The sequence below is a fragment of the Nocardioides humilatus genome (assembly GCF_008373755.1).
In the GTDB taxonomy this organism is placed as follows: domain Bacteria; phylum Actinomycetota; class Actinomycetes; order Propionibacteriales; family Nocardioidaceae; genus Nocardioides; species Nocardioides humilatus.
Genome location: NZ_VUJV01000003.1, coordinates 691,393 through 711,205 on the forward strand (window position 1 = coordinate 691,393; position 19,813 = coordinate 711,205).

The following is a 19,813-nucleotide window of genomic DNA, read 5'->3' on the forward strand; positions in this document are numbered from 1 at the left end:
GGTCAGCGCGGCTCCATCGCCTTCACGGTGGCCTTGGTCATCATCGCTGCCATCCGGTTGCGGCCCATCGGGAAGAAGCCGCGCGAGCCCAGCCGCACCTTCCGGTCGGGCATCCGGATCGGCCCCCGCTCCATGCTGGCGAGGGCGTCGGCGACGACGTCCTCGGCGCGTGCGGCGCCCGGCGGTGGATCGTCGACCGAGGTCGCGAGCCCGAGCCGGTGGCGCGTACGGCGCAGGGTCGGGGTGTCGGTCTCCCCGAGGACCAGACCGAGTACGTCGACCCCGTGCGGCGCGAGCTCGGCCCACAGGCCCTCGGCGAAGACCATGTCGAAGGCCTTGGTCGCGCCGTAGGTCGCCAGCTTCGGTACGCCGGCGAACCCCGCCCCCGACCCGAAGATCACGATGCCTCCGCGACCGCGGGCGACCATCGGCGCCGCGAACGCGTGGCAGAGCTGGACGAGCACCGTGCAGTTGCGGTGGATCATCGCCTCGGCGGCGGCCACCGGACTGTCGAGGAGAGCCTGGTAGTCGGCGTCAGCACCCGCGCAGTAGACGAGGTAGCCGACCTCGAGGTCCTCGAGTGCTGCCGTCACCGCGGCAGCGGCGTCAGGCGTGGCCAGGTCGATCGCGAGCGTGCGCGTCTCGACGCCGTACTTCTCACGGATCCGCGAGGCGACCTCGTCGAGCACGCCCTGACGACGGGCGAGCAGTACGACGTCGAGGCCGCGCTCGGCGAGCGCTTCGGCGTACAACGCGCCGACGCCCTCGCTCGCTCCGGCGACCAGGGCCCACGGGCCGTACTTCTCCTGGAACGTCACGCCTCGCATTGTGTCGCCAGGAACCTCGCGACATCGCGCCGGGTGCGCAGCCGGTGCCACTCCGGCCCGGACGAGGACGCCTGTGTCATGGCCTCGAGGTAGCGCTCGCGGACCCGCGCGTGCGAGGTCCACGCCCACCACAAGATCGAGTCCTCTCCACGCCAGAAGCAGAGCCCTTGCCAGCTCTCCCGGTTGCCGTTCCACAGCTCCTGCCGCGTTGCGATCCGACGCACCGTTCGGCCGACGACCTGGGACATGGACCGCCACCGGGAAGCGTCGATCCAGACGACCGTGTCAGCGCGGTTCCACACCAAGGTGCCGACCTTGCTCTGGTAGTTGCCGTCGACGACCCACGCGTCCGCTCCGGTGGCCTCGACGACCCGGGCGGCCAGCTCGTCGGCGGTCGCCTGTGTCCAGCCGGCTCCCCAGAAGAGGGCGTCGAGCTCGACGTGCGGCGCGTCGATCGCGTCGGCCAAGCGGCGGGCCAGCGTGGTCTTCCCGGCCCCCGAGCTGCCAACGACCGACACCCGTTTCACGGGGTCACATTACGGTGGGTCGGTAGCCAGCCCTGGGCCGTTCGTCCTGGCTTGTGCTGACTAGCCCGTCGATCGTGCGGTCAGTTCTGCCGAAGGACGGTCAGGTCGGTGCCGTCAGCCGCCGACCATGAACGTGTGAAACGTTCGACGGGCTCGGCCCTGACGGCCTGGCTCGGTGCGCTCGGAGTAGTCCTCGCGCTGTTCCTGGCGCCCAGCAGCAGCGGCGTCGCCGCGCGCAGCTCGTTGACCGTCGTCCCGGGGTCCGGTGCCTACGGCGGCCAGCAGGTCACCTGGAGCGGCAGCATCGGCGTCGGCGGGGTCCAGCAGATTCACCTGCAGCGCCGGGGCAGCCCGACCTCGGACTGGGCCGACGTCCGGGACTCCACTTTCACGACAGAACCGGACGGGTCGTTCTCGTTCGTGTTTCCGGCGCCGGCGATGAACGGCGTCCACTTCCGCGTGGTCAGCGACGCCGGCGCGACTCCGGCGTACCTCTTCAAGACCCAGCACCAAGACGCCGACCTCACGATCAGCGAGGCCACCCCGCGCCCCTCGGACGTCGCACTGCCGCGCGGCTTCGCGGTGACCGGTGAGCGCTATCGGATCGCGGTCGACACGAAGCGAGGGGCCGCCGGCATCCTGAAACCGATCCTCGGCGGGCGGGAGATCACGCTGCTCTTCCACGGGAGTGGCACCGACGAGTGGACCGAGGTCGACAGCGCCAGGATCGGCCTGGACGGCCTCGCGAGCTTCGGTCCGTACGGACCGGGGGACTCCCCGCAGGTACCGGGCTTCTACCGAGTCGTGCTCGGCGAGTGGACCCAGGACGGCGACCAGATCGGCTGGTTCCCCTCGCTTCCGCTCTACCTGCGCGTGGTCGACCGGCCGCGACCCGTCACGAACCTGGCAGCTGCGCCGGAATCCCACCGGGTGGTGCTGACCTGGACCCTGTCGGCCGACCCTCGCCGGGCGAACATCGTCATCGCGCGTCGCGCGGGCCTGCTCGCTCCCCAGCCGACGGCGGCAGAGCCTTCGGCCATCGTGGCGACCCTCCCCGCCTCGACCGACCGCTACACCGACCTCGACATCGTCGCGAGGAAGACCTACAACTACGCGGTCTACAGCGTCACTGCCGACGGCATCTACACCGCCGCCGAGGCCCGCATCGAGACCACCACGCCGCTCCAGAGGGGGCGCTGATGGGACAGCGACGCCGGGGGTTGACGGGAACGACCGGGCTGATGGCGCGCATCGCCCTGGTCGCGGTCGCGCTCGGGATCGCACCGGCAGCCCTCGCGCCCGGCATCGCCGAAGCCCCGGCAAGCGCCTCGCGCGCCGCCGGCGGCGACACTGCAGCCCAGCGCTACGAGTGGGGTCGGATGATGTGGGACTTCGCGTGGGAGTTCGGCGAGTCCCTGGACAGTCCGCCGTACCGCGGCCAGGACATCACCTCGGGCCGGTGGGTCGAGCGGACCACTGGCACCGGTCGGGCAGTGAAGTACGGCGGTGGCGTCGAGTTCCACAGCGCGCTGGTCCGCAAGGGCACCGACGACCCCGACTTCGGCACCAGCACCCTGACGCTGGAGGACCAGCCGGCCAAGCGCGGACGCTGGGAGATCAAGGAGCGGTCCTACCGCTACGAGCAGAGCAAGCGCGACTACGGGTTCCTCCTCCAGCTCGTGCCGGCCGACCCGGCCGACGACGACTGCGGCGCCCACGACCTCACCATCGCCCGCCTGTCCCCCGGCGACGACCGCGTCTCCGTCGGCGTCAACGCGGGCACGTCCACCTGGGGTCGAACCCTCTCGGGCTACCGCCAGCACGGCACGCACTACGCCTTCGCGGTCGAGGTCACCGCTCGCCGCATCACCTGGTTCATCAACGGCCGGGCCGTCGCCTCGACCGACGCCGCCGCAGCCCTCCCCTCCGTGCCGATGACGGTACGCATGACGCTGCTCGGCCACGGGACCGCGGAGATGAACAAGTCGGTCGTGAAGATCGACTGGGTGCGCCACTACGACCTCAAGCGGGGCCTGCGCCCACCGGACGGGGCCACCCTCGAGAAGCGCGCCCTCGACCCCAGTTGTTGAGCGCACCGGCCGGATCGGGCATCGTGGCCGAATGTCGCACCGCCGGGAGATCCACGCGGACCCTGATCACCAGTCGATCACCGGCATGTTCGGCGGTTGGACCGCCGCGGTCGCTCTCTCGAGCGTCATCAACGCGTCGACCTCGGACGCCCGGCCCGTGTCGATGACGATCAACTTCGTCGGGAGCATCGCTCCGGGCAGCGACGTCGAGCTCTCGCCAACGATGGTCGGCGCGACCCGGTCGATGGAGCACTGGAGCGTCGCGGCGTCGTGCGGCGGGGAGACACGCGCTGCCGCCATGATCGTCCTCGCCAACCGGCGGCCCACCGAGCCGCACGTCGAGCCGACGATGCCGTCGGTCCCGGCTCCAGAGAGCCTCGAGCGCTACTTCGCTCCCGGCCCCCAAGGTCAGCAGAGCGACATCCGCCCGACGGCGCCCGTGGCGTTCGGGAGCGGCGACACCAAGTCATCCCAATGGGTCCGGGACAGCAACGGCCGTCGGCTCGACTACCCGCAGCTCGCGTATCTGGCGGACCAGTGGGCGCCGAGGTCGTTCCTCTGGGGCACCGGGCTGCGACCGAGCGCCACCTTGACGATGTCGGTCTACTTCCTCGCGACGGAGGACGAGCTCGACGCCGTCGGCGACGACTACATCCTCAACGAGGGCATCGGCACCCGGGGCGAGCAGTCCCTCTCCGGCCAACGGGCACACCTGTGGTCGCGCAACGGCGTCCTGCTCGCGACGACCGAACAGCTCTGCTGGTACCGATGACGTGCGGGCCTAGACGTTGACGCGGAACTCGACCGCGTCCCGTCACGGATAGGCATCAGCCGTCCGCATCGCGGGTAACAGACATAGAGCCGAGAGATCGACCCAACTCCCAACGCCGCAACAAGAGCAACGCCGCGAACGCAGCAACGGTGCCGAGGTGGAGTGCGATGTCGCTGGCCACGTTCGCGAAGTAGAACAGGCCCAACGGTCGATCAGTGAACAGCCCGAGCAGGCCGCCCGACATCGAGACGATCGCCGCCCACGTGTAGGGAACGGCGTAGGCGTCCCGATGAGCAGCAACAAGGCCTGGGAGGAAGATCGCGAGGCCGGCGAGCGCATGCCACGCGTTGAAGTCGACGCCGAGGACCTGGACTGAGGTCGCCTCCTGCCCCACCGAGAAGTCCGGATTGGCGATGAGACCAGCGATCGACCATGCCGACATCACAAGGCAGAGGAAGAACAACCATCGTCGCCAGCCGGTGATCGACGCCATGCGGCATGTTAGACAGTAGACCGCCGCGACAGCTGGCGTCTGTCACACGTTGAAGCGGAACTCCACGACGTCGCCGTCCTGCATGACGTAGTCCTTGCCCTCCATGCGGACCTTGCCGGCCTCCTTGGCCTTGGCCATGGAGCCAGCCGAGGTCAGGTCGGCGAAGGACACGATCTCGGCCTTGATGAAGCCCTTCTCGAAGTCCGTGTGGATGACGCCCGCGGCCTGGGGCGCGGTGTCGCCCTTCCGGATCGTCCACGCACGCGACTCCTTGGGGCCCGCGGTGAGGTAGGTCTGCAGGCCGAGGGTGTCGAAGCCGACGCGGGCCAGCACCTCCAGACCGGGCTCGATGACGCCGGCCTCCGCGAGGAACTCCGCGGCCTCGTCGTCGTCGAGCTCGATGAGCTCGGACTCGAACTTCGCGTCGAGGAAGATCGCTTCGGCGGGCGCGACGATGGCGCGCATCTGCGCCTTGAGGTCCTCGTCGTGCAGCTCGTCGGCGTCGCAGTTGAAGACGTAGATGAAGGGCTTCGCGGTGAGCAGCGAGAGCTCACGCAGCAGGGTGCGGTCGATCTTGGTCGCGATGATCGGCGTACCGGACTCCAGCGCCTCCTTCGCCTCCTTGGCGGCCTCGAGGTTGGCGACGAGGTCCTTGACCTTCCGCGCCTCCTTCTCCAGCCGCAGGATCGCCTTCTCGACGGTCTCGAGGTCGGCGAAGATCAGCTCGGTCTGGATGGTGGAGATGTCGTTGCCGGGGTTGACCTCGCCGTCGACGTGGGTCACGTCCTCGTCGCGGAAGACGCGGGTGACCTGGCAGATCGCCGACGACTCGCGGATGTGCGCGAGGAACTTGTTGCCCAGACCCTCGCCCTGCGAGGCGCCGCGCACGATGCCGGCGATGTCGACGAACTCGACCGTCGCGGGCAGGATCCGCTCGGATCCGAAGATCTCGGCGAGCTGCGCGAGCCGCTCGTCAGGGACGCCGACGACACCGACGTTGGGCTCGATCGTGGCGAACGGGTAGTTCGCCGCGAGGACGTCGTTCTTGGTCAACGCGTTGAAGAGCGTCGACTTGCCTGCGTTGGGGAGACCGACGATGCCGATGGTGAGAGCCACGGGCGGGCAGTCTACGAGGCAGTACGGCGTACCGCTCAATCGTGCGGCCGCCGTAAACCTCTCGCGCACTGTCGGCAGGCGCAGGCAGAGTGGGCGCCATGGCGATGACGGTGAACAACATGACCTTCGACGCGGCCGACGCGCGCAAGCTCGCGGAGTTCTGGGCGGTGCTGATGGGGTGGGTCGTCTTCTACGACGACGACCCCGAGGTGCTGGTCGCTCCGCACTTCCCGCCGAGCGGCACATCGATGCTCTTCATCCCCGTGCCGGAGGGGAAGACGGCCAAGAACCGCCTCCATCTCGACGTCCAGCCGACCGACCGCACCCGCGACGAAGCAGTCGCCCAGGCGCTCGAGCTCGGCGCCACGCTCGTCGGCGACTTCCGCAAGGACGACGGCTCAGGCTGGGTGACGCTCGCCGACCCGGAGGGCAACGAGTTCTGCGTCGAGCGGTCCGCTGACGAGCGACCCCAACCGACCGGCGTGCGGGCACACCGCATCGGCTAGCGTCTCCGGGTGCGGATCGCCACCTGGAACGTCAACTCGCTGCGCTCGCGGATCGACCGCGTCGAAGCCCTCCTCGACCGGCACGAGATCGACGTGCTCGCCCTGCAGGAGACCAAGGCCCGCGAGGACCAGCTGCCCCTGATGGGCCTGCAGGCCCGCGGCTACGACGTCGCGGCCGTCGGCCTCAACCAGTGGAACGGCGTCGCACTCATCAGCCGGGTCGGGCTCGACGACGTCGAGGTCGGCTTCCCCGGCATGCCCGGCTGGGGCGACCCGGCCGAGCCGGAGGCTCGTGCGATCGCGGCGACGTGTGCCGGCGTACGGATCTGGAGCCTCTACGTCCCCAACGGCCGCAAGCCCGACGACCCGCACTACGCCTACAAGCTCGACTGGCTCGGCCGACTGCGCGAGGCCGCAGCGGGGTGGCAGGACACGCCGACCGCCCTGGTCGGCGACTGGAACATCTGCCCGACCGACGACGACGTCTTCGACGTCGCCCAGTTCAAGAACTCGACGCACGTCACCCCCGCGGAGCGGGCCGCGTTTCAGGCGTTCCTCGACGACGGGTGGGCCGAGGTGACCCGCGCGCACGACCCCGGCTACACCTACTGGGACTACTACCGCCAGCGCTTCGAGCGCGACCGCGGCCTCAAGATCGACTTCGTCGTCGCTTCTCCCCCGCTGGCGTCCCGCGTCACCGGCGCGTTCGTCGACCGCGAGGAGCGTGCGGGCCAGGGTGCCTCGGACCACGCGCCGGTCGTGGTCGACCTGACGACGTGACGAACCGTAGGGATAACCCCGATTCGAATGACGGCGGTCGTCCCTAGCATCGGTCTCATGAGACGTCCCTGGCTCCCCCTTCTCGGCCTGCTCCTCAGCTCGACGGCGGTGCTCGCCGCCACGGGCCCCGCGGAGGCAGCCGCGCCAACCAACGTCACACTCTCCGACTTCGCGCCGCAGACGTCGAGCAACGCTGTCGCGGTCGCCCGGATCGCGGCGACCAACAGCACCGGCACGCCGTCGTGGCAGTTCAACTCGACCCTCTTCCTGCACAACGGCAGCGGCGGCCAGCTCTCACTGAACAAGGTGGTACTCAGCTATCCCTCCTCAGGCCTGAGCACCAAGACGATCACCTACTCGGGATCGGACCGCACCGTCGGCAACGGCGGCACCCTCGACCTCGAGGCGTCCGACGGCTGGACCCGGAACTCGACGACGCTGCCCTCCACCGTCCGCTACGACGTCTACTTCGACGGCTACACCGACCCGGTCACCTTCACGAAGTCGCTGGCCTACCGCAGCAACGCGGTGCCCGGCGGCTCGTTCGTCTTCCCCGCCAAGATGTCCGACCTGGATCCCGCCCAGGGCTCGAACCAGGTCTTCGGCTACGGCACCAACCACACCGTGACCGCCTCGACGGTGAAGTTCAACAACGGCACGAGGGACCAGGCGTGGGCCTACGACATGAACGTGCGCCGGTGGACGGGAAGCACCTGGTCGGCCAACAAGATCGGCAAGACCGGCAGCGCCAACAGCGACTCGCTGACTTGGAACCTTCCGCTCTACGCCATGGGCAACGGCTTCGTCACCTCCTGCTTCGACGGGGATCCTGACCACGCCCCCGGCCCGATCGTCGACAACCCGCCGAACTACGGCTACTACATGGGCAACCACCTCGCCATCGACTACGGCAACGGGGAAACCGTGGTGATCGCCCACAACAAGGAGGGCTCCATCCCTGCCGGCCTGTGCCCCGGCGACGAGGACCAGACCCTCCACACCGGGCTGCACATCGCGGTCCACACCGGTCAGCTCATCGGCCGTGTGGGCAACACCGGACGGTCCAGCGGACCCCACATCCACATCCACGCCTACAACGGCGCGGCCCAGGACTCCAACGCGGGCCGCAGCGTGCCGCTGCAGTTCCGCAACATGCGGGCCGTCGCCGCGCCGTACGTCTCCGCGGCGAACCCGGGCACGATCGACGGCCTCGGCGGCTCGCCGACCTACGGGCAGTTCGACGGCGCGACGGTGCACGCCAACTCGCTGTTCCAGCCCAACCCGTGCGGTCTGCCGGAGTTCTACTCCGGATCCGCCGAGCTGACCTTCTCCGGGCTGACCTCGGAGTGCTACCAGGACTACTTCAACGTCGCGACCGCGGCCGGCTACCGCCCGACGATGGTGGACGGGTTCGACGTCAGCGGTACGTCGTACTTCAACGTCACCTTCCGCTCGACGAGCGCGAGCTGGGCGGCCTTCCACGACATGGACGAGGCGGCCCTCAACAGCCAGATCACCACCCAACTGGCGGCCGGGCGCAAGATCCAGTGGCTCGACGCCTACAAGTCGGGCAGCTCGGTGCGCTACGCCGCGATCTTCGTGACCCGTCCCGGGCCGCTGCAGGACAAGTTCGTCAACCTGTCGCAGGCGCAGTTCGACACCAAGTTCAACCAGCTCGCCGCCGCCGGCTACGTGCCGATCAACATCGCGGTGCTCAACGTGAGCGGGGCGCTGCGCTACACGGGCCTGTTCGAGAAGCTGACCGCAACCGGGTGGACGGCCTACATCGAGCCGGCCAGCGCGGTCCAGAACCGGATCAACACCGAGGGCGCGGCAGGGCGCAAGCTCACCTACCTCAACGGCTTCCTCAACGGCAGCACGCCCTTCCTGGTCCAGGTCTACATCGGCGGCGTCGGCGGCACGACGACCACCTTGGTCGCCAAGACCGGCGCCGAATACCAGACGGCGTTCAACACCAACCTCGCCGCCGGCCGGCTGACGCGCTCGGAGACCGCCTACGACAACGGCTCCGGGAGCGTGCGGTACTCCTCGGTGTGGCGCAGCCCGATCGACACCTCGATCACCGCCGGCCCCAGCGGCACGGTGACCTCGACGACGGCGACCTTCAGCTTCAAGGGCAACAACCCGTTCGCCGTCTCCGCCGAGTGCGCCAACACCCTCGGGGGCGGGCTGATCCTCTACACGACCTGCAGCTCGCCCAAGACCTACACCGGGCAGTCCGCCGGCACCCACACCTTCAGGGTGCGTTCGATCGACCGCGAGGGGTTGGCCGATCCCTCGCCCGCCAGTCGATCCTGGACGATCCAAGTCTCCTAGACCGGCGGGCCGCCGCAGTCAGGCGTCGGGGCGCTTCATCCGCCGCCCGAGCTGCTGCGGCCCGAGCCGGATCCGGTGTCTCAACTCGTACAGGCCGAGGGCGAACATCCCGACGCCGAGGAAGATCCCACCCACGGTTCCCTTGCGGACGCCGAACGGCTGGGACAGGTACCAGAGCGACGAGAGGGTGACCAGAGGACCACCGATGAGGCAGACGACGATCGCAAGCCTGAGCCGCTGATCCGCACGCCTCGCCTCATCTGCCATGGCGGAACCGTACCGACCACCCCGGTCTGCCCTCGCACCTCGGCCACGGTCGACCTCGCCGACTGACCCACACGAGCAGCGCGGAGCCGCTAGCGTCTGCGCCGTGCGAAACCGCCTCCTCACCGCTGCCGTCGTCGCCCTCCTCGGGGTGTCCGCGACGCCGCTCAACCAGCCGGCGTACGCCGACACCACACCGGTGCCCGGCACCCTCGCCGCAGGGGTCGGCGCCACGGTCGAGCTGGACGTACCGGTCCCGGCCGGCCTGCGCCCGAGGCGGATCGACGCCCGGCTGACGATCGAGGCGCCCGACCCGAGCGAGCTGGCGAAGGTCCAGATCGCGGCCGGCGGCCGTCTCCTGGCATCCCTCCCGGCCCGGCCGGGGCCGGTCTCCCTCCGCGTCCGTCCCTCCGACGTCAGCGCGGCCGGGGTCATCCCGCTGCGGATGACGCTGGTCCCGCGCCCGGGCACGACGTCCACCAACACCGGTCGGTGCGACGACTTCCCCGAAGGTCTCGCGACCCTCGACCGGATCAAGTTGAAGGTCGCGGGCGACGAGGCAGCGCCCGAGACGCTGGCCGGCTTCCTCTCGGCAGGTGTGCGCAAGGTGACCATCGAGGTGGCACCTGACGCCGACGACGCGCTGCTCGGTGCCGCGCTCAGCACCGTCACCGCGGTGAGCAGCCGCTATCCCGCCGACGTCGACGTGAACCTGATCCCGGACGTGGCGGATCTGGTCCACACGGGCACCGGTGCCCGGGTCATCCGCCTGGTCTCCGGCACCGGCGAGACGACCACCACCATCGACCGCAGCAGGGGCGTGCCGACCCTGACGATCACGGGCACGCCCGACGGCCTGACCAGCGCAGCCGCCGCACTCACCTCCGCCAACCTCGGCCTCGCCGACAGCGGCGACACGACCGGCCTGGCCGCGACGCCGCCCGCCACCTCCGAGGCCACCCGGATCAGCTTCACCGACCTCGCTGCGGGCTGGGCCCACCTCGCGGGCTTCGGCCACTCCGAGCAATACGTCCGGGTCCTGCAGGACTCCTTCGGCGGCCCGGTCGACAGCCTCCACGTCACCGTGCGCGGCACCCACTCGGTGGTGCCCGAGGGCGTGAACGCGAGGTTCGACACCTACGTCAACGGCACCCTGCTCGACTCGCAGGACCTCAGCGGCGGCGACCGACTGAAGGTCGATGTCGACGTGCCGGCCGGGCTCCTCACCGCCGACAACGCCCTCGTGTTCGCCCTCGATGCCGACGCCCCGCGCGGGCGCTGTGGCGAGGTGACCGCATCGCCGGTCGAGGTCCACCTCGACTCCGCCGCCTCGGCGGTCACGGCCACCCACGGCGCCGGCCCCGGCGGTTTCGTCGCCTTCCCCCAGGCGTTCAGCGGTCACGTGCCCGTCGTCTTCGGCGGTGCCGCGGACGACCACTTCACTGCTGCACGCGACGCGGCGCGCCTCCTCACCACTCTCCAGCGCTTCGCGGCCCGACCACTGACCGTCGAGATCGCGAGCCTGGAGGACGTGCTCGAGGGTGACGCGCCTAGCGCCGTACTGCTGTATCCGACGGAGGAGGAGGCCGACGACGCTGACCTCCCGCTCGAACCCGGCGCGGAGCGCACCCTCGACCCCAACGGATTCACCGTCGAGGAGTCCTCGCGGCTCGCGGTCCTCGAGGCGAGCCAGGTCGACGACGGCGTCCGCCTGCTCACCCTCGCGGCATGGGACGACGACGACCGCGGCCCGTCGGCAGCATCCCGGCGGCTGACCGAAGCGGTCGCCGAGCAGCCGTGGTCAGCGCTCGCCGGCAGCGACGTCTTCGTCATCGCACCCCACCACGACCCGGCCGGCTTCAACTCCGGCGCGGTCGGCTACCCCGCCGACCTGGTCAGCGAGCAGGCGACCGACGACTCGTCGAGCAGCCCGGCCGAATCTGACGACGACAGCACGACGACGACACGACAGTTGGTCGGTGGCGGCATCGCGGTGCTCTTCCTGCTCGTCGTCGTCTGGACGGGTTTCCGGATCGCTCGCAACCGAAAGCTCGACGCCGGGAAGTAGTCACGGCGTACGGTAGGTCGCCATGACGCGACGAAGCCGATTCCTCGGAGCCACACTGACCATCGTGTGCGGGCTGACGCTCGTCGGCGGTGCGACCGAAGCCGCACCTCAACTCCGCGCCGTCGACGCGAGCGACTTCCCCACGGTGGACCAGGTCGCGATGGTCCTTCCGGCCTACGCCGGAGGCGAGCGCTTCGTCGAGGGTGACAACCCGATCTGGATCTTCCAGAGCGACTGCTCGGGTTATCGCAACGGGCCGTCGGGCGAGGTCAGGAAATGGGCCTACTACTACGCGATCGAGTCCGACCAGCCCGCCAATCCCCGCGTCCACGTCCAGGAGTTCGCGACGGTCGCGGCTGCCAAGCAGGCGATCCGGACCATCCGGAACAACGCCGAGGGCTGCTACGGCACCCACCACCATGCCTCGATCAACGGCACCCTCGTCCGCCGCGCGGCCGACGTGCCGAGGCTCGGCGACGGCACCCCGGTGGCGTGGAAGATGAACGACGACTGGACCGACATCGACACCCACCTGCGCAACCACTACGTCAGCCGCCGGATCTGGATGCGCGAGGGCGACACCGTCATCGGCATCGATCTCTGGAACCAGACCGTGGGCCCCCACGAACCTGATCCGATCTCGCGACGCGCCTCGATCCGCCTCGCGCGCCTGGCCCTGCGCACCGCGGACTGAGGAGCGCCGTACGGCGTGCCGCGCACGTCGCGCGCGCCTGCCGACCTAGCGTGGGGACGTGACGAGCGCAGCGCCGACGCTCTGGGAGCAGGGCGAGGAGCCGGGCCACGAGGTGGCCGCCCTCGCCGTCGCTCTGCTGCTCACCGCGACCACGATCGACCTCGCGCTCGCTGACGCGCTCGGGCTGCTCTTCGACCTGGCATTCGTCACCGTCTGCGCCACTGCTGCGCTGCGGGTGCGACCGGCCGACTTCTTCACCGTCGGCGTGCTGCCGCCCCTGGCGATGCTGAGCTCACTCCTCCTGCTCGCGTTCGCGGAGCCCGCATCGATCGCCCACCCCGAGGACGGCGTCGTGCAGGCGACGATCTCCGGGCTGTCAGGGCACGCGATCGCACTCGTGATCGGCTACCTGCTGTGCCTGGGCGTGCTCGCGGTCCGCAACCAGGTGCAGAACCGGTCGGATCAGAACCGGTCGGGGTCACCGGCGCCGCGGCGCAGGACTTCGGGATAACCCTCCGACCAGTCGACCACCGTCGTCGGCTCGGCAGGGGTCTCCCCCGCCTCGACCACGATGTCGACCGCGTGGTCGAGCTCCTCCTTGATTTCCCAGCCCATCGTGCGGGGCTCGGTCTCACCCGGGAGGATCAACGAGCTCGACAACATCGGCTCGCCAAGCAGGTCGAGGAGGTCGTGCACGACACGGTGGTCGGGGATGCGGACCCCGACCGTGCGCTTCTTCGGGTGCATCAGGCGCCGCGGCACCTCCGGCATCGCCGGGAGGATGAACGTGTAAGGCCCCGGCGTGGCTGACCGGATCGCACGGAACGCCGCGTTGTCGACGTGGACCAGCTGGCCGAGCTGGGAGAAGTCGCGGCAGACGAGCGTGAAGTGGTGACGGTCGTCGAGGCCGCGGATCTTGAGGATCCGGTCGCGGCCGTCCTTGTTGCCGATCCGGCAGCCCAGCGCGTAGCCCGAGTCGGTCGGGTAGGCGATCAGCGCGTCGTCGTGGAGCGCGTCGACGATCTGCTGCAGGAACCGTGGCTGCGGGTTGTCCGGGTGGACGTCGAGGTATCTAGCCATGAAGGGGAGCCATCGTGGGTCAGCGCCCCGCGGCCTTGAGGTCCTTGTGGAGCTCCTTGGGCAGCGAGAACGCCAGGGTCTCCTCCGCCGTCTGGACCGGACGGGCGTCCGGGTAGCCGCGCTCCGCGAGGTAGGCCAGCACCTCCTGGACCAGGTGGTCGGGCACCGAGGCGCCCGAGGTGACACTGACCGTGCTCGCGCCGTCGAGCCAGGACTCGTCGAGCTCGGAGATGTCGTCGATGCGGTAGGACGACTTCGCGCCCGCCTCCAGCGCGACCTCGACCAGGCGCACCGAGTTGGAGGAGTTGGCCGAGCCCACCACGATCACGAGGTCGGCGGCGGCACCGATCTCCTTGACCGCGACCTGACGGTTCTGCGTCGCGTAGCAGATGTCGTCGCTCGGCGGGTCCTCGAGCTGGGGGAACTTCGACCGGAGCCGGCGTACGGTCTCCATCGTCTCGTCGACGCTCAGCGTCGTCTGCGAGAGCCAGGCGAGCTTGGCGTCGGCCGGGAACTCGAGCTTGTCGACGTCGTCAGGGTGCTCCACCAGCACGGTCTGGTCGGGAGCCTCACCTGCAGTGCCCTCGACCTCCTCGTGGCCGGCGTGACCGATCAGCAGGATCGTGTAGCCCTCGCGCGCGAAGCGCACGGCCTCGCGGTGGACCTTCGTGACCAGTGGGCAGGTGGCGTCGATCGTCTTGAGCTCGCGCTCAGCCGCTTCGCGGTGGACCGCCGGGGAGACCCCGTGGGCCGAGAACACGACGGTGGCGCCGACAGGCACCTCGTCGAGCTCCTCGACGAAGATCGCACCGCGCTTCTCGAGGTTGGAGACGACGTGCTTGTTGTGCACGATCTGCTTGCGCACATAGACCGGTGCGCCGTAGAGGTCGAGCGCCTCCTCGACCGTCACGACTGCCCGGTCGACGCCGGCGCAGTAGCCGCGCGGGTCGGCCAGCAGGACCTGTCGTTCGGCGTCGTCAGGCGACAGTACGCGCGGATTGCCCAGGTCGATGTTCATGGTCTCCAGTCTAGGTGCGGGGCGAGATTGCCCGAAAAATGCGCTGACCCGGCTCATCCTTCGATGAGCCGGGTCAGCGGACGAATCGGCAGATCAGGCCTGCTCGTCGGTCTCCTCGGTGGTCTCCTCAGCGGGAGCCTCCTCGGTGGCCTCGTCAGCGACCTCGACCTCGGCCTCAGCGGCCTCGGTCTCCTCGACGACGTCCTCAGCGGGAGCCTCGTCGACGGTCTCCTCGGCCGGCTCCTCGACGACCGGAGCAGCCTTGGGCTCCTCGGCCTTCTTCTTCGGGGCGGACGGCTTCGGGTTGTAGGCCTCGGTGACCAGCTCGATCACGGCCATGGGCGCGTTGTCGCCCTGGCGCGGACCGATCTTGGTGATCCGGGTGTAGCCACCCGGACGCTCGGCGTAGGCCGGCGCGATCTCGGTGAAGAGGTGGTGCACGACGCCCTTGTCGGTGATGCTCTTGAGCACCTCGCGGCGGTTGTGCAACGGGTTCTCACCCAGGTGCGCGTTCTTGGCCTTGGTGATCAGCTTCTCGGCGTAGGGCCGCAGGGTGCGGGCCTTGGCCTCCGTGGTGGTGATCCGGCCGTGCTCGAAGAGCTGGGTGGCCAGGTTGCGGAGGATGAGCCGCTGGTGAGCCGGGCTACCGCCGAGGCGGGCACCCTTCTTGGGCTTGGGCATTGCTTCTCTCGATTCTCCCCGGCCGTGTCAGGTACCGGGGTAGTGGGTTCCGGAGGATCCGGAAACGCTTTAGTACTGCTCGTCCTCGACGAACGTGTCGTCGTCGTCATCGCCGTAGGAGGCGAGGGCGGCGTGGGGGTCGAAGCCCGGGGCGCTGTCCTTGAGGGACAGACCCATCTCGTGCAGCTTCGCCTTGACCTCGTCGATCGACTTCGCACCGAAGTTGCGGATGTCGAGCAGGTCCTGCTCCGAGCGGCTGATGAGCTCACCCACGGTGTGGATGCCCTCGCGCTTGAGGCAGTTGTAGGACCGGACGGTGAGCTGCAGGTCCTCGACCGGCAGAGCCAGGTCGGCGGCGAGCTGCTCGTCGACGGGCGACGGGCCGATGTCGATGCCCTCGGCCTCGACGTTGAGCTCACGGGCCAGGCCGAAGAGCTCGACCAGCGTCTTACCGGCCGACGCGATCGCGTCGCGGGGCAGGATCGACGGCTTGGTCTCGACGTCGATGACGAGCTTGTCGAAGTCGGTGCGCTGCTCGACACGGGTGGCCTCGACCTTGTAGGTCACCTTGAGGACCGGGCTGTAGATCGAGTCGACCGGCATGCGGCCGATCTCGTTGTCGGCACCCTTGTTCTGGACGGCCGAGACGTAGCCACGGCCACGCTCGACGACGAGCTCCATCTCGAGCTTGCCGTTGTCGCCCAGGGTGGCGATCTTCAGGTCGGGGTTGTGCACCTCGACACCGGCCGGCGGCGCGATGTCGGCAGCGGTGACGTCACCGGCACCGGACTTGCGCAGGTACATGGTGACCGGCTCGTCGTGCTCCGAGGAGACGACGATGCCCTTGAGGTTCAGGATGATCTCGGTGAGGTCTTCCTTGACGCCGTCGAGCGTCGAGAACTCGTGGAGCACGCCGTCGACCTTGATGCTGGTGACGGAGGCACCGGGGATCGAGGACAGCAGGGTACGACGCAGCGAGTTGCCGAGCGTGTAGCCGAAGCCGGGCTCGAGGGGCTCGATGACGAACCGCGACCGGAACTGGTCGACGGTCTCTTCCGACAGGGAGGGGCGCTGTGCGATGAGCACTTGTTTCTTTCCTTTCCGGACCGACCGCTATATGAGGGTCCAGATGTGGTGCTGGGGACGGCTGAAGCTAGGGGTGGGCGGCGGGAGGCTCCGTCAGAGGTCTCAGTCGGAGCCTCCCACGCGCGTCACTTCTTGGAGTAGTACTCCACGATGAGCTGCTCCTGGATCGGGAGGTCGATCTGCTCCCGAACCGGAACCTGGTGCACCAGGATGCGCATCCGCGTCGGGAGGGCCTCGAGCCAAGCCGGCACGATGCGCTCGCCGTGGGTCTCACGGGCGACGATGAACGGCGTCATCTCCAGCGACTTCTCGCGGACGTCGATGATGTCGTACTGCGTCACCTGGAAGGACGGGATGTCGACCTTTTTGCCGTTGACCAGGAAGTGGCCGTGGGCCACGAGCTGGCGGGAGTGGCGGCGCGTGCGGGCGAAGCCGGCACGGTAGACCACGTTGTCCAGGCGGCACTCGAGGAGCTGCAGCAGGTTGTCGCCGGTCTTGCCCTGGCGACGAGCTGCCTCGACGTAGTACTTGTGGAACTGACGCTCGAGCACGCCGTAGGTGAAGCGGGCCTTCTGCTTCTCCTGCAGCTGGTTGCGGTACTCGCTCTCCTTGATCCGCGCGCGGCCGTGCTGGCCCGGCGGGTAGGGGCGCTTCTCGAAGGCGGCGTCGCCGCCGATGAGGTCGACACCGAGACGGCGCGACTTCTTGGTGATGGGACCGGTGTAGCGGGCCATTACTTACGCTCTCTTTCTCAGTCTCGGGGTCAGACGCGCCGGCGCTTGGGCGGGCGGCAGCCGTTGTGCGGGGCGGGGGTCACGTCCTGGATGGTGCCGACCTCGAGGCCGATCGCACCCAGCGAACGGATCGCCGTCTCGCGGCCCGAGCCCGGGCCCTTCACGAAGACGTCGATCTTCTTCATGCCGTGCTCCATCGCCCGACGACCCGCGGCCTCGGCGGCCATCTGAGCGGCGTAGGGAGTGGACTTGCGGGAGCCCTTGAAGCCGACAGTGCCGGCAGACGCCCACGAGATCACCGCACCGGTCGGGTCGGTGATCGTCACGATCGTGTTGTTGAACGTGCTCTTGATGTGGGCCTCGCCCTGAGCAACATTCTTCTTTTCCTTGCGGCGGACCTTCTTCGCGCCCGCGCGAGCCTTGGGAGGCATGCGTTATCTCCTGGAGTAGCTGGTCTGTGGGGAAGTCAGTGAGACACCGTGAGGTGTCAGATCACTTCTTCTTCTTGCCGGCAACCGTGCGCTTCGGGCCCTTGCGGGTGCGAGCGTTGGTCTTGGTGCGCTGGCCGCGGACCGGAAGGCCCATGCGGTGACGGCGACCCTGGTAGCTGCCGATCTCGATCTTGCGGCGGATGTCGGCCTGGACCTCGCGACGGAGGTCACCCTCGATCTTGAAATTGGCTTCGATCTCGTCGCGGAGCTTGACCAGCTCCTCGTCGCCCAGCTCGTGGACGCGGAGGTCGGGGGAAACCCCGGTGGCGGCCAGCAGCTGCTGGGCGCGAGTACGGCCGATGCCGTAGATGTAGGTGAGAGCAACCTCGATGCGCTTGTCGCGCGGCAGGTCAACTCCAACAAGGCGTGCCATGAATGGCTTTCCCTTCGGTTCACGGTGGTGTGGTCGTGATGCGTCCAGCTGGTTGTGCTCGTAGTGCCGGCTCCGGCCATCCGCTCCGGAGGTTGTTCACCGTCTGCTCAAGTGAGCTGACGGCTAAGCGATCACGTAGATGTCGTATTCAGTTGTGGTGCTGCGCAGGTTGAGCGGTGCTCAGCCCTGGCGCTGCTTGTGGCGCGGGTTCTCGCAGATCACCATGACGCGGCCGTGGCGACGGATCACCTTGCACTTGTCACAGATCGGCTTCACGCTCGGGTTGACCTTCATGTCAGCCCTTTCTCAAATCAGTACCGCTAGCGGCTATCGGTTACTTGTAGCGGTAGACGATGCGCCCGCGAGAGAGGTCGTACGGCGAAAGCTCGACCACGACCCGGTCCTCGGGGAGGATCCGGATGTAGTGCTGGCGCATCTTCCCGCTGATGTGAGCGAGGACCTTGTGGCCGTTGCTCAGCTCGACACGGAACATCGCGTTCGGAAGGGCCTCCACAACGGAGCCCTCCATCTCGATGACGCCTTCTTTCTTCGCCATGCCGTCCTTCTGGTTGGGGTTGGTCTACCGGTTGGCCCGGGAACCTCCGCCCTGACCTGGGAGCGTCCTGGGACGCGCACCGGGCAGGATGGTGGACCTCGTGCAGCCGTGTCGCCTCGCTCTTCCCCGAGCGCGAAAATGAATCCGCGCAGGGGCAGCCGCGAGCATGACGACACAGACCCACGTTGGGCCGACATGCCAGTCTAGTCGGACGGCTTCACAATCTCCCAATTGAGGGAGTCGCCCTCAGCCGGCCAGCAGCTCGAGCGTGCGCACCCGCCCCGGCGCGCTCGCTCCGGGTGTCCCTGCCAGGGCGCCGGCAACCGGGTTGATCATCACCTCGTCGACGCCGTACGACGCCGCAAGCCGCTCGATCTCTGCTCGCGCACCGGCGGCATCACCGATCACCCAGCGCTTGCGCATGGCCTCGAGCAGGGACCGGTGGGCGTCGGGGAGCCCCTCCGCGGCCGCGGCCTCGGCCTCCTCGACCAGGCGCTGCGGTCCCAGCGGCTGTCCGGTGCGCAGGGCGACCATCTGGAGCAGCTGCGGCAGCGCGAGCCGGGCGGCCTCCTCGGCCGTGTCGGCTGCGGCGGCGTTGACCGTGAGGAAGGTGCGCGGCTCGGCGAGCTCGGGCGAGGGCTGGAAGGTGCTCCGATAGAGGTCGAGGGCCTCGGCGGTGCCCGATCCGGAGAAGTGGTGGGCGAAGACGTAGGGCATGCCCTTCTCCGCCGCCAACCGCGCGGAGTAGTCGGAGGACCCCAGCAGCCAGATCGTCGGGACCGAGCTCGCCGACGGCGTCGCCTTGAGCACGTGGGTGCGGCCGCGCAGGGCCAGCCCGACGCCGGCCGGCTCCATCATCGCGAGCACGTTGTCGACGTACTCGGGGAACTGGCTCACGGCCTCGTCGCTGACACCGCCCGCGCCGTGGCGCAGCGCCCAGCTGGTGACCGGGTCGGTGCCGGGAGCGCGGCCGATGCCGAGGTCGATCCGGCCGGGGAAGGCCGCCTCGAGGAGCGCGAACTGCTCGGCCACGACCAGCGGCGCGTGGTTGGGCAGCATCACCCCGCCCGAGCCGACCCGGATCCGCTCCGTGCGTCCCGCGATCAGCCCGATGAGCACCGGTGGGTTGGTGGCGGCCACGGCCGGCATGTTGTGGTGCTCGGCCACCCAGTAGCGGCGGTAGCCGAGCCGGTCGGCGGCGCGGGCGAGGTCGAGCGACGCAGCGACGGCGTCGGCCGAGGTCTGGTCGGCGCGGACGGGCACGAGATCGAGGACGGAGAGAGCGAGAGACATCGCTCTGTCCAAGCCAGCGGACCCTGC

24 protein-coding genes are annotated in these 19,813 nt (G+C 69.0%); 9 read left to right on the plus strand and 15 right to left on the minus strand.

Annotated features, from left to right (window positions below; genetic code table 11):
- Positions 1 to 2 precede the first annotated feature (2 nt).
- Positions 3 to 818, minus strand: coding sequence for an SDR family NAD(P)-dependent oxidoreductase (locus F0U44_RS11170; RefSeq protein ID WP_149728357.1), 816 nt, complete (start codon positions 816 to 818; stop codon positions 3 to 5).
- The gene (locus F0U44_RS11175; RefSeq protein ID WP_149728358.1) at positions 815 to 1,354 is read right to left on the minus strand and encodes a P-loop NTPase family protein; all 540 of its coding nucleotides are present in this window, start codon (positions 1,352 to 1,354) and stop codon (positions 815 to 817) included. The genes F0U44_RS11170 and F0U44_RS11175 overlap by 4 nt, the downstream gene beginning before the upstream one ends.
- Positions 1,355 to 1,489: 135 nt before the next feature.
- On the opposite strand from F0U44_RS11175, the gene F0U44_RS11180 reads away from it, so the two are divergent.
- Genes F0U44_RS11180 through F0U44_RS11190 form a run of 3 tightly spaced genes read left to right on the plus strand, consistent with a single transcriptional unit; the run spans position 1,490 to position 4,216 of the window.
- Positions 1,490 to 2,554 carry a hypothetical protein gene (locus tag F0U44_RS11180; RefSeq protein ID WP_149728359.1) on the plus strand — a complete coding sequence of 355 codons (1,065 nt, stop codon included), beginning with the start codon at positions 1,490 to 1,492 and terminating at the stop codon, positions 2,552 to 2,554.
- Complete coding sequence (locus F0U44_RS11185; RefSeq protein WP_149728360.1) at positions 2,554 to 3,444, plus strand: LamG domain-containing protein; 891 nt, start codon at positions 2,554 to 2,556, stop codon at positions 3,442 to 3,444. The genes F0U44_RS11180 and F0U44_RS11185 overlap by 1 nt, the downstream gene beginning before the upstream one ends.
- 31 nt (positions 3,445 to 3,475) lie before the next feature.
- Entirely contained in the window at positions 3,476 to 4,216 is a 741-nt protein-coding gene (locus F0U44_RS11190; RefSeq protein WP_149728361.1) for an acyl-CoA thioesterase, read from the plus strand.
- 55 nt (positions 4,217 to 4,271) lie between these two features.
- Here F0U44_RS11190 and F0U44_RS11195 read toward each other — a convergent pair whose 3' ends face one another.
- Entirely contained in the window at positions 4,272 to 4,709 is a 438-nt protein-coding gene (locus F0U44_RS11195; protein ID WP_149728362.1) for a DUF4383 domain-containing protein, read from the minus strand.
- A 42-nt stretch (positions 4,710 to 4,751) separates the two neighbouring features.
- Complete coding sequence (gene ychF, locus F0U44_RS11200) at positions 4,752 to 5,825, minus strand: redox-regulated ATPase YchF (protein WP_149728363.1); 1,074 nt, start codon at positions 5,823 to 5,825, stop codon at positions 4,752 to 4,754.
- 98 nt (positions 5,826 to 5,923) lie between these two features.
- On the opposite strand from ychF, the gene F0U44_RS11205 reads away from it, so the two are divergent.
- Genes F0U44_RS11205 through F0U44_RS11215 form a run of 3 tightly spaced genes read left to right on the plus strand, consistent with a single transcriptional unit; the run spans position 5,924 to position 9,448 of the window.
- A complete protein-coding gene (locus F0U44_RS11205; RefSeq protein WP_149728364.1) occupies positions 5,924 to 6,331 on the plus strand; it encodes a VOC family protein in 408 nt (135 codons plus the stop codon).
- Between the two features lie 9 nt (positions 6,332 to 6,340).
- Positions 6,341 to 7,111, plus strand: coding sequence for an exodeoxyribonuclease III (locus F0U44_RS11210; RefSeq protein ID WP_149728365.1), 771 nt, complete (start codon positions 6,341 to 6,343; stop codon positions 7,109 to 7,111).
- A gap of 57 nt (positions 7,112 to 7,168) precedes the next feature.
- The gene (locus F0U44_RS11215; RefSeq protein ID WP_188113433.1) at positions 7,169 to 9,448 is read left to right on the plus strand and encodes a hypothetical protein; all 2,280 of its coding nucleotides are present in this window, start codon (positions 7,169 to 7,171) and stop codon (positions 9,446 to 9,448) included.
- A gap of 18 nt (positions 9,449 to 9,466) precedes the next feature.
- Here the strand turns inward: F0U44_RS11215 and F0U44_RS11220 are convergent, their stop codons facing one another.
- Positions 9,467 to 9,715 carry a hypothetical protein gene (locus tag F0U44_RS11220; protein WP_149728367.1) on the minus strand — a complete coding sequence of 83 codons (249 nt, stop codon included), beginning with the start codon at positions 9,713 to 9,715 and terminating at the stop codon, positions 9,467 to 9,469.
- 103 nt (positions 9,716 to 9,818) lie between these two features.
- Here F0U44_RS11220 and F0U44_RS11225 point away from each other — a divergent pair, with 103 nt between their 5' ends.
- From F0U44_RS11225 to F0U44_RS11235, 3 genes are read left to right on the plus strand one after another with little or no spacing between them, the layout of a single operon-like run.
- The gene (locus F0U44_RS11225; protein ID WP_149728368.1) at positions 9,819 to 11,780 is read left to right on the plus strand and encodes a cellulose biosynthesis cyclic di-GMP-binding regulatory protein BcsB; all 1,962 of its coding nucleotides are present in this window, start codon (positions 9,819 to 9,821) and stop codon (positions 11,778 to 11,780) included.
- A gap of 22 nt (positions 11,781 to 11,802) precedes the next feature.
- A complete protein-coding gene (locus F0U44_RS11230) occupies positions 11,803 to 12,474 on the plus strand; it encodes a hypothetical protein (protein ID WP_149728369.1) in 672 nt (223 codons plus the stop codon).
- Between the two features lie 58 nt (positions 12,475 to 12,532).
- Positions 12,533 to 12,985 (plus strand): DUF6542 domain-containing protein, encoded by a 453-nt coding sequence (locus F0U44_RS11235; protein ID WP_188113434.1) that lies wholly within the window; start codon positions 12,533 to 12,535, stop codon positions 12,983 to 12,985.
- On the opposite strand, the gene F0U44_RS11240 is transcribed toward F0U44_RS11235, so the two are convergent.
- From F0U44_RS11240 to F0U44_RS11285, 10 genes are all read right to left on the minus strand, one after another.
- A complete protein-coding gene (locus F0U44_RS11240; protein WP_149728370.1) occupies positions 12,937 to 13,554 on the minus strand; it encodes an L-threonylcarbamoyladenylate synthase in 618 nt (205 codons plus the stop codon). The two genes, F0U44_RS11235 and F0U44_RS11240, sit on opposite strands and share 49 nt — an antisense overlap.
- 19 nt (positions 13,555 to 13,573) lie before the next feature.
- Complete coding sequence (locus F0U44_RS11245) at positions 13,574 to 14,572, minus strand: 4-hydroxy-3-methylbut-2-enyl diphosphate reductase (protein WP_149728371.1); 999 nt, start codon at positions 14,570 to 14,572, stop codon at positions 13,574 to 13,576.
- A gap of 93 nt (positions 14,573 to 14,665) precedes the next feature.
- On the minus strand, positions 14,666 to 15,253 hold the full coding sequence (rplQ, locus tag F0U44_RS11250; RefSeq protein ID WP_149728372.1) for a 50S ribosomal protein L17: 588 nt from the start codon (positions 15,251 to 15,253) through the stop codon (positions 14,666 to 14,668).
- A 69-nt stretch (positions 15,254 to 15,322) separates the two neighbouring features.
- Complete coding sequence (locus F0U44_RS11255; protein ID WP_149728373.1) at positions 15,323 to 16,339, minus strand: DNA-directed RNA polymerase subunit alpha; 1,017 nt, start codon at positions 16,337 to 16,339, stop codon at positions 15,323 to 15,325.
- A 125-nt stretch (positions 16,340 to 16,464) separates the two neighbouring features.
- Entirely contained in the window at positions 16,465 to 17,073 is a 609-nt protein-coding gene (gene rpsD / locus F0U44_RS11260) for a 30S ribosomal protein S4 (protein WP_149728374.1), read from the minus strand.
- Between the two features lie 29 nt (positions 17,074 to 17,102).
- Positions 17,103 to 17,504 carry a 30S ribosomal protein S11 gene (rpsK, locus tag F0U44_RS11265; protein ID WP_038681087.1) on the minus strand — a complete coding sequence of 134 codons (402 nt, stop codon included), beginning with the start codon at positions 17,502 to 17,504 and terminating at the stop codon, positions 17,103 to 17,105.
- Between the two features lie 61 nt (positions 17,505 to 17,565).
- Positions 17,566 to 17,937, minus strand: coding sequence for a 30S ribosomal protein S13 (gene rpsM, locus F0U44_RS11270; protein WP_149728375.1), 372 nt, complete (start codon positions 17,935 to 17,937; stop codon positions 17,566 to 17,568).
- Positions 17,938 to 18,117: 180 nt separating this feature from the next.
- On the minus strand, positions 18,118 to 18,231 hold the full coding sequence (rpmJ, locus tag F0U44_RS11275) for a 50S ribosomal protein L36 (protein ID WP_004008316.1): 114 nt from the start codon (positions 18,229 to 18,231) through the stop codon (positions 18,118 to 18,120).
- Between the two features lie 40 nt (positions 18,232 to 18,271).
- The gene (gene infA, locus F0U44_RS11280) at positions 18,272 to 18,493 is read right to left on the minus strand and encodes a translation initiation factor IF-1 (RefSeq protein ID WP_028656368.1); all 222 of its coding nucleotides are present in this window, start codon (positions 18,491 to 18,493) and stop codon (positions 18,272 to 18,274) included.
- A gap of 246 nt (positions 18,494 to 18,739) precedes the next feature.
- Entirely contained in the window at positions 18,740 to 19,786 is a 1,047-nt protein-coding gene (locus F0U44_RS11285) for an LLM class flavin-dependent oxidoreductase (protein ID WP_149728376.1), read from the minus strand.
- Positions 19,787 to 19,813 lie beyond the last annotated feature (27 nt).